This window comes from Acinetobacter sp. WCHA39 (assembly GCF_002165385.1).
Taxonomy (GTDB): Bacteria; Pseudomonadota; Gammaproteobacteria; order Pseudomonadales; family Moraxellaceae; genus Acinetobacter.
The window spans coordinates 1-8,716 of record NZ_NHRP01000056.1 but is presented as its reverse complement, the minus strand read 5'-3'; the positions used below and the strand labels follow the sequence as shown (position 1 = coordinate 8,716).

Here is an 8,716-nt window from a genome sequence, read left to right as displayed (position 1 = left end):
CAGTAAGTTTATTTCGCTACGGTTTGGACTATGTTCAAATGGCTATTCTACGTTTGATTGGTTTTGGAAAAAAAGAAGAATTTAAGAAAGTGCTCGCAATTTTAAGGAAGAAAAAGCCTGATAGGACAAGGGCCCTATGAAATTTGTCGTGTACAAAGTAATTTTATAAAGACTATTATGTCTATATTTATTTTGAGTGCGTTAATCTCATATAACTTATCTTTTTATTTTGTGAATTAATTCATAGATAGTCTAGATTTGTTATATGAAATTCAACCTATAGAAAGCATCAAGAATTAAGGTAAAATTAATATTCATCAGGTTCTAAAAATTATTTCATCATTTTAAAAAAATTAATACAATAGATTTAATCAAATGCACTTAAGTTTTTTTGTTTTATTGTAAGTATAAGATGATTTATGGTTATATTGTGATTAAGTTGACTAATTTAATATTGATTATTTAATTGTATATAAATTACTATGGAAATAGAATTTTTGAATTCTTTTTTATTTTGAGTGATATATTTCTTTTGAGTTGGAGTGGTTCTAATGAAACCAGATATTAGTGATTTATCTGTAGAAGACTTAAAACGTTTACAGGTAGAAGCGGAAGCTTTAATCGCAAGCAAAAAAGATCAAGCAATTGAAGATGCTTATAATGAAATTATTGCAATAGCTGAAGCAGTTGGTTTTAGTGTTGAAGAGTTATTAGAGTTAGGTGAGCAAAAGCGTAAGAAGACAACGCGCAAAGCAGTAGAACCACGCTACCGTAATAAAAATAATACAGAAGAAACTTGGACTGGTCGTGGTAAACAGCCACGTTGGTTAGTTGCTGAATTAGAGAAAGGCGCAAAACTTGAAGATTTTCTAATCTAAGCAAGTTTTACTAGTCATTGTTCTGTCATACGATGATTCTATGCTTCATTAAAGCCAAGCTTAAAAAGCTTGGTTTTTTTATATGAGAGAATTGGCGATGTTGAAAAAGTATGCATAATGTCATTCAGGGGCGAGTGTCTCTAAAAGGATGATAATTTGTGCATTTGGTAAGGGTGGAATGAAGAAAAATACCAAACAATGGAAGTGGTGGGTTTTCGCCATTTTTGCATTTTTAATTTTTATTATTTTACAAATTCCAGCAACATGGTTAATTGCGAAATTTTCTAAAGATAATCAAATCTTACATAATGTTAGCGGCAATATTTGGCAGGGACAAGCGGATTGGCAAAAAGGTCAGTTACGTGGTTCTGTACATTGGAAAACACGTCCTTTAGATTTATTAATGTTGCGTCTTGGCGCAAATCTCGATATTCACAGCGGGAATACCCAATTTAATGGTATTTTTGGTTACGGTTTAGGTCAAAAGATTTTGATCAAAGATTTGCAAGGTGAAATTGCACCTGAGACTTTAAAGTATTTTGCCAATTGGCAGTGGCCTGAGAATTCAATTCAACTTAAAGATGTACAGTTTAATTATCAAAAAGAAAAAGGTTTTACTGCAACTGAAGGTAAATTGCACTGGGGTGGTGGTGAATTGAATTATACCTTTGGTCAACGCCAAGATCGTATGAATATGCCTTCATTGACTGCGGAAATGAAAGATGAAAATGGACAATTGCAAATAGATGTTCGGGATCAGCAAAGTCAGAAAATGGCGAATCTAAGTTTAGACCCGAATCTTATGCTCGATATTCAATTGACACAGCGGATGTTATTAAATGTACCATCTTATCAAGGTAAAGCGGGACTCGACACTTACGTGATTAGTTCTCGCCAACCATTGTTGCAAGGTGGTTTTTAATGAAAACAATAGCACAAAAACTACAGCAGTTTCGTTGGCAGCAATTCGATAAAACAAGTGCTTTTATCCTAACTTTACTCATTTTATGGTTGTGTTGGAAGTTAGCTTCTTTATTCTGGTTGGTTGTGGCTCCACCTCAGCCGATGCAGTTTGATCGTGTTGCATTGGGTTCACAACAGGCGCAAGTTCCTAATATTAGTTCTTTTGCACTATTTAATGAACCTGCTACTACGACAGCACAAGATAATGTCAATGTGGAGTTGCAGGGCGTATTGTTGGGTTATCCAAGCTATTTGTCATCGGCGGTTATTAAGTTAAACGATACTGCTGAACGTTATCGTGTTGGTGAAACCATCGGTTCAACTTCCTATCAACTAGCGGAAGTGTATTGGGACCATGTCATTCTGAAGCAGGATAATGGTGCAACACGAGAAGTTAAATTTAAGGGTTTAGATAATGGTTTATACCAGCCAATTGCCCCTGTATTAAACCCTCAAGCTGCAACACCTCAAACACCTACACCTGCTCAAAACTCATCACAATCTGCGCTGGGACAAGCCATCCAACAAATGCAGGAAAATCGTGAGCAGTATTTAAAAAATATGGGAGTGAGTGGTGGTGGTTCAGACGGTTACGAAATCTCAGATCGAACACCAACGAATTTAAAAAATACCTTGGGTTTGCGGTCTGGTGATCGTATTCTATCGATCAACGGTCAGACAGTCGGGCAGGGTCTTAGCGAAGTGCAATTATTAGAGCAAGTACGTCGTGAAGGACATGCCAAAATAGAAATAAAACGTGGTGATCAAGTGATGACCATACAACAAAGTTTTTAGTGATAACACGTCATCACATTAGTTAGGAATAAGTGCAGGTTATGGCTTTCTTGAATCATCAACGTCCACTTTGGGCATTACTTGCTGCCGCGCCTTTGGTTGCGACCATCAGTACCAATGTGCAAGCACAAACATGGAAGATTAATCTACGTGATGCGGATTTAACAGCATTTATTAATGAAGTCGCTGATATTACGGGTAAGAACTTTGCAGTTGATCCTCGTGTGCGCGGGAACGTTACTGTTATTTCCAATAAACCTCTCAATAAAGATGAGGTCTATGACCTATTTTTAGGCGTGTTGAATGTTAATGGTGTGGTTGCACTTCCATCAGGTAATACGGTCAAGTTAGTTCCTGACAGCAATGCTAAAAACTCAGGAATTCCTTACGATGCTCGAAGTCGTGCAGGTGGGGATCAAATTGTTACTCGTGTCATTTGGTTGCAAAACACGAACCCAAATGATTTGATTCCTGCGTTACGGCCATTGATGCCACAATTTGCACATTTGGCTGCTGTGGCTGGCACCAATGCTTTGATCGTTTCAGATCGTGCGACGAATATTTATCAACTTGAAAATATTATCCGTAATTTGGATGGTACAGGGCAAAATGATATTGAAGCGATCAGTTTGCAATCAAGTCAGGCTGAAGAAGTTATTGGTTTACTCGAAACCATGAGTGCAACAGGTGCCTCGAAAGATTTTATTGGTTCGCGTGTGCGAATTATTGCAGATAATCGAACCAATCGTATTTTAGTTAAGGGTGATCCTGATTCACGCAAACGTTTACGCCAGATGATTGAAATGCTCGATGTTCCATCGGCAGATCGCTTGGGTGGTTTGAAAGTATTCCGTTTAAAATATGCGAGTGCCAAGAACTTAGCTGAAATTCTACAAGGTTTAGTCACAGGACAGTCAGTTTCGTCCTCATCAAATTCTAGTGCTAGTAAATCGAACTCAATTAGCAATCTAGTTTCAAATAACCAAAATTCAGGTTCATCGACAGGTTCATCGTCAATTTCTACTTCATCAATTAACCTAAACAATAACAGTAATAATAGCCAAAATAGTGGTGTTACAAGCTTTAATAGTGCTGGTGTGAGTATTATTGCAGATAGCACTCAAAATGCTTTGGTTGTTAAAGCTGATCCGCAATTGATGCGTGAAATTGAGGCAGCCATTCAGCAGTTAGATACTCGACGTCAGCAAGTCTTGATTGAGGCTGCTATTATTGAAATTGTAGGTAGTGATGCTGATCAACTTGGTGTGCAATGGGCTTTAGGTGATCTCAATAGCGGTGTTGGATTAATTAACTTTTCGAATGTTGGCTCTAGTATCTCTAAGCTCGCAGCAGGTTATCTAACAGGTGGGGCAGCAGGTGCTGGTTCCGCACTCGGTACAGGTTCATCCATTATTTTGGGTGACTACAAAGAAGGTGCGAATGGCTCTCGTAAATTATATGGTGCTCTCATCCAAGCGCTAAAAGAAAATAAAAAATCAAATTTATTGTCTACACCATCCATCGTGACTATGGATAATGAAGAAGCGTATATTGTCGTAGGGCAGAATGTTCCATTTGTAACAGGGTCAGTTGCGACGACTGGAAACAGTACGGTGAATCCTTACACAACTGTTGAGCGTAAAGATGTGGGTGTTACTTTAAAGGTGATCCCTCATATCGGTGAAGGCGGTTCTGTTCGACTTGAAGTGGAGCAAGAAGTTTCAAACGTTGAAAATAGTAAGGGTCAGGCTGCTGACTTGGTGACAAGTAAACGAGCGATTAAAACTTCAGTTCTTGCAGATCATGGACAAACAGTCGTGTTAGGTGGCTTGGTTACCGATCAGACTGATGTTAGTCGTCAAAGTTTGCCTGTTCTTGGGGATATTCCTTATCTTGGTCGTTTGTTCCGTTCAGATAGTCGTGGCAATGAAAAACGTAATTTACTTGTATTTATCCATCCAACCATAGTGGGTGATGCTGAGGATGTGCAACGTATATCTCAACAACGTTATAACCAGCTATACAGTCTCCAATTGTCTATGGATAAAAATGGTAATTTTGCAAAATTACCTGAAAATGTTGCGGATATTTATCGCCCACAACCTGCGGTAAGTAGCTCACCATACCAAAAAGTTCCAACAACAACACAAAAAGAGGCTGTGGTTATCACAAAGCCTGTCGTTGTAGTTGAGCCTCAAATACAACGAAAAACGGTGCAGCTTCCAGCCAAAGCAACTGAACGCAGTAAACATACAGTGACAACCACGACGATTCGTCCTGCGTCTTCACAGTAGATGCACAGAAGCGCTTATGTCACAATGTTATGATTGAAAGAAATTATGATAAGGATAAACATCTATGACTTGGAAATTACAAGCCATTACAGGTGAATTTACAGGGCAAGAGATTAGTATTGAGCGTGACATGCTGGTGGGGCGGGATCAGGACGCTGAAATTTTGTTGCAGCTCAAGGACATTTCACGAAAACATGCTGCATTACTGTTTAGAGATGACCATGTTTGGGTAAAAGATTTAAAGTCTACAAATGGAACATTTGTGAATGGTGAGCGTGTTGAGCAGGAACAGGAAATAGAATTGCATGATGGGGATATGCTCCAGTTTGCCAGTTTTATATTTATGATTCTTGCTCCTGAGCGTTATAAGGCTGATTTACCTGAAATTGAAGTTGAGCCAGTAGCGGCAACGAATCACGATGTGGGTATGCCAACGCTTGCAGAGCGAGCTGCGGAGACTTCGATTAATCGAGATGGTATGCCACAACAAGTTGGAATTCCAAAACCAGCACCAATTCCTGAAGGTATTGATGTTCAGGCTGCTGCTGAACAGCAGCCGATCGCGATTGAAGAACCTATTTCTCGTGTTCAACAAGAAATTGAACAGCAAAAAAATGCATCGATTGGTTTAATTTCAATTGTTGTACTCATCATTTTAGCTGTGATTGCTTGGTTATTCTTTAAATAATTATATTAACCTTTTACAATCAAGGCATGCCCATATGGGCGTGCCTTTTTATTTCTTGAGTCGAAATCTATGTCTGTTGCTCAGTTACAACAACGAAGTTTAATTTTATTTGATTTAGATGGGACGCTTGTGGACTCGGCGGCTGATTTATATCGAGCAATGAATCTAAGTTTGGAAAAACTGGCATTACCATTGGTAACAGAGGTGCAGATTCGAGCTTGGGTAGGCAAGGGTGCGGCTAAACTATGTGAGACTGTCTTGGAGCATTTGTTTGGGCAGATTGATGCCCAGCAGCAGAAGCAATTGCTTGATACTTTTGTTGAGATTTATGAACAAGAATTATGTGTAAACACCAACGTATATGAAGGTGTTTTACCATTTTTGGATTACTGCCAAGAGCATAATATTACGATGGCTTGCGTAACTAACAAACCAGAGCATTTAGCGCAAGGTATCCTCGATATTTTGCAGTTAAGCCCATATTTTAAGATGCTGGTTGGTGGTGATAGTTTAGCTGAACGTAAACCTCACCCTTTGCCTTTATTACACTGTATCCAGCAGCAAAATATTACAGCCTCGCAAACTTTGATGATCGGTGATTCGAGTAATGATGTGGAAGCCGCCAGACGTGCAGGTATTGATTGTATTGTGGTCAGCTATGGCTATAATCATGGGGAAAGTATCTATGACTGTCAGCCACAGCAAGTGGTCGATAGTTTGGCAGAATTGATAGAAGATGATTTAGTCAGGAGACAAGCATGAGGTTTGTTATGGTTTTTCGATGGCGGGCTTGAGAAGGCACTACAGAAAAAACGCACAGAAATTAAAACCATAGAGAAGATTCATGACGACCTTAGTACAATTTGAGCAATTAAAATCAGCAGGCTATAACACCATTCCTGTGTATCGCCAACGTTTAGCCGATACAGAAACCCCACTTTCTGTTTTTGCACGTTTTAAAGAACAAAAACAAGCTTATCTCTTTGAGTCCGTTGAAGGGGGGGAGAATTGGGCGCGCTATTCAATGATTGGTTTAGGGGAGTCGATTGTATTTTCCTGTAATGCAGGTGTATTGACCATTCAGCAAGCTGATGGCTCGCTTCGCCAGCAAGACTGCGCTGATCCATTTCAGTATATCCGCGATTTTCAAAGTCAATTTAAAGTGCCAACCCAAGTTGAATTGCCTGAGTTACCAAGTTTTACTGGTGGCTTGGTTGGGTATTTGGGGTATGACGCGGTACGTTATATCGAACCAAAACTTAGAAACGTTCCCACGGCTGATCCTGTGACGTTGCCAGATCTTTGGTTAATGTTGTCTCAAACCGTGATTGTGTTTGATAATTTAAAGGACACTTTGTTTTTAATTCATCACGCAGATGCGAGTCAGTCTGATGCCTATAAGAAGGCTCAGCAGAAGTTGGATCAACTTGAGCAATTGCTCGCTACGCCTGTCAGCTTACAAGCGAAACCTCATACTGCGCCACATTTCGAATCCATTACGGGTAAAGAAAAGTTTCTAGAAACCGTTGAGAAAGTAAAAGAGTATATCCGTGCAGGCGATGTGATGCAGGTTGTGCCTGGTCAACGTATGGTGTCTGACTTTGATGGTGAGGCTTTACAAGTTTATCGTGCATTACGCCATCTCAATCCATCGCCGTATTTATTTCTAGTGCAAGGGCAAACGCTCACAGATCAAAAGCCATTTCATATCGTGGGTTCTTCGCCAGAAATTCTTTCACGCTTAGAAAATGGTATTGCAACAGTACGTCCTTTGGCTGGAACACGACCACGTGGTAAAACTAAGGAAGAAGATCTTGCCTTGGAACAAGATTTACTCGCAGATGAAAAAGAGATTGCTGAGCATCTCATGCTAATCGATTTAGGTCGCAATGATGTTGGTCGCGTTTCTAAAATTGGTAAAGTGCAAGTGACTGATCGTATGGTGATTGAGCGTTATTCTCATGTCATGCATATCGTGTCTAATGTGCAAGGTGAAGTACGTGATGACGTGGATGCTTTAGATGTGTTTAAAGCAACCTTTCCTGCTGGAACCCTTTCAGGCGCACCAAAAATCCGCGCTATGGAAATTATTGATGAAGTAGAGCCAGTTAAACGTGGTGTATTTGGTGGTGCTATAGGTTATTTAGGCTGGCATGGTGAAATGGACATGTCGATTGCGATTCGCACCTGTGTGATTCGTGATAAAAAGGTCTATGTACAGGCAGGGGCAGGCTTAGTTGCAGACTCAAATCCTGAATCAGAGTGGAATGAAACCCAAATAAAAGCTCGCGCAGTGATCAAAGCGGTTGAATTATCATCAAACGGATTGATTTTATGAGTTTTTAACGGTTTTTTTGAAAAAACCACTTGCATCGATTCAGAGTTTTGCTAAACTGCACACCGTTCCGATACGAAACGTACGAAACACTAAGAAAGAGCCGGCATAGCTCAGTTGGTAGAGCAACTGACTTGTAATCAGTAGGTCCACAGTTCGAATCCGTGTGCCGGCACCATCTTAAAAGTTTGGTAGTATAGTGTAAAGAACAGCACTGTGTAAGTGTGATATGGTGAGATTCCCGAGCGGCCAAAGGGGGCAGACTGTAACTCTGCTACGAAAGTTTCGAAGGTTCGAATCCTTCTCTCACCACCATCTAACTTCGATTGAAGTGGTAAGTACCAACATGCGGGAGTAACTCAGTTGGTAGAGTGGCAGCCTTCCAAGCTGCATGTCGCGAGTTCGATCCTCGTCTCCCGCTCCATCGAAGATGTCGCTCTTATAGCTCAGTGGTAGAGCACTCCCTTGGTAAGGGAGAGGTCTCGAGTTCAAATCTCGATAAGAGCTCCAGATATACAGCTTAGTAGAATTTATACAAAATTTTTAAAGAAGCAGGCTATTATAGTCTGCTTTTCAAGTATTGGGTGTCTAGTTTTTTAGGCGAATGTCGATAAAGAAAGTTTTTCAGGGTTGTTTTTCTCTAAACTGGTGTCGACGTAAACGAGGAAAATCAAATGGCTAAGGCTAAGTTTGAACGTAATAAACCACACGTAAACGTGGGTACAATTGGTCACGTTGACCATGGTAAAACAACTTTAACTGC

8 protein-coding genes, 4 tRNA genes and 1 pseudogene are annotated in these 8,716 nt (G+C 40.0%); all 13 read left to right on the top strand.

Going from position 1 to position 8,716, the window contains the following annotated elements:
• Positions 1-140 (top strand): annotated as a pseudogene (locus tag CDG56_RS16070) (IS4 family transposase); the annotation flags it as partial.
• Positions 141-551: 411 nt separating this feature from the next.
• Entirely contained in the window at positions 552-878 is a 327-nt protein-coding gene (locus CDG56_RS16065) for an H-NS family nucleoid-associated regulatory protein (RefSeq protein WP_005163077.1), read from the top strand.
• A 178-nt stretch (positions 879-1,056) separates the two neighbouring features.
• Complete coding sequence (gene gspN, locus CDG56_RS16060; protein WP_087548412.1) at positions 1,057-1,800, top strand: type II secretion system protein N; 744 nt, start codon at positions 1,057-1,059, stop codon at positions 1,798-1,800.
• Complete coding sequence (locus CDG56_RS16055) at positions 1,800-2,636, top strand: type II secretion system protein N (protein WP_087536558.1); 837 nt, start codon at positions 1,800-1,802, stop codon at positions 2,634-2,636. The genes gspN and CDG56_RS16055 overlap by 1 nt, the downstream gene beginning before the upstream one ends.
• A 41-nt stretch (positions 2,637-2,677) precedes the next feature.
• Positions 2,678-4,930, top strand: coding sequence for a type II secretion system secretin GspD (gene gspD / locus CDG56_RS16050; protein ID WP_087548411.1), 2,253 nt, complete (start codon positions 2,678-2,680; stop codon positions 4,928-4,930).
• Between the two features lie 64 nt (positions 4,931-4,994).
• Positions 4,995-5,618 carry an FHA domain-containing protein gene (locus tag CDG56_RS16045; protein WP_087548410.1) on the top strand — a complete coding sequence of 208 codons (624 nt, stop codon included), beginning with the start codon at positions 4,995-4,997 and terminating at the stop codon, positions 5,616-5,618.
• Between the two features lie 69 nt (positions 5,619-5,687).
• Positions 5,688-6,380 (top strand): phosphoglycolate phosphatase, encoded by a 693-nt coding sequence (locus CDG56_RS16040; RefSeq protein ID WP_087548409.1) that lies wholly within the window; start codon positions 5,688-5,690, stop codon positions 6,378-6,380.
• A gap of 82 nt (positions 6,381-6,462) precedes the next feature.
• The gene (gene trpE / locus CDG56_RS16035; RefSeq protein ID WP_087548408.1) at positions 6,463-7,956 is read left to right on the top strand and encodes an anthranilate synthase component I; all 1,494 of its coding nucleotides are present in this window, start codon (positions 6,463-6,465) and stop codon (positions 7,954-7,956) included.
• Between the two features lie 99 nt (positions 7,957-8,055).
• Positions 8,056-8,131: transfer RNA gene (locus CDG56_RS16030), tRNA-Thr, on the top strand.
• 53 nt (positions 8,132-8,184) lie between these two features.
• Positions 8,185-8,268, top strand: a tRNA-Tyr gene (locus CDG56_RS16025).
• Between the two features lie 33 nt (positions 8,269-8,301).
• Positions 8,302-8,377: transfer RNA gene (locus tag CDG56_RS16020), tRNA-Gly, on the top strand.
• A gap of 11 nt (positions 8,378-8,388) precedes the next feature.
• Positions 8,389-8,463, top strand: a tRNA-Thr gene (locus tag CDG56_RS16015).
• A gap of 164 nt (positions 8,464-8,627) precedes the next feature.
• Positions 8,628-8,716, top strand: an 89-nt coding sequence (locus CDG56_RS16010; RefSeq protein ID WP_072292276.1) for a GTP-binding protein, incomplete at its 3' end; no start/stop codon positions are given.

What these genes read in the sequence shown, in the direction of transcription:
- trpE (WP_087548408.1), top strand. Translation starts at nt 6,463, where the DNA reads ATGACGACCTTAGTACAATTTGAGCAATTAAAATCAGCAGGCTATAAC.
- CDG56_RS16055 (WP_087536558.1), top strand. Translation starts at nt 1,800, where the DNA reads ATGAAAACAATAGCACAAAAACTACAGCAGTTTCGTTGGCAGCAATTC.
- CDG56_RS16040 (WP_087548409.1), top strand. Translation starts at nt 5,688, where the DNA reads ATGTCTGTTGCTCAGTTACAACAACGAAGTTTAATTTTATTTGATTTA.
- CDG56_RS16045 (WP_087548410.1), top strand. Translation starts at nt 4,995, where the DNA reads ATGACTTGGAAATTACAAGCCATTACAGGTGAATTTACAGGGCAAGAG.
- gspD (WP_087548411.1), top strand. Translation starts at nt 2,678, where the DNA reads ATGGCTTTCTTGAATCATCAACGTCCACTTTGGGCATTACTTGCTGCC.
- CDG56_RS16065 (WP_005163077.1), top strand. Translation starts at nt 552, where the DNA reads ATGAAACCAGATATTAGTGATTTATCTGTAGAAGACTTAAAACGTTTA.
- gspN (WP_087548412.1), top strand. Translation starts at nt 1,057, where the DNA reads ATGAAGAAAAATACCAAACAATGGAAGTGGTGGGTTTTCGCCATTTTT.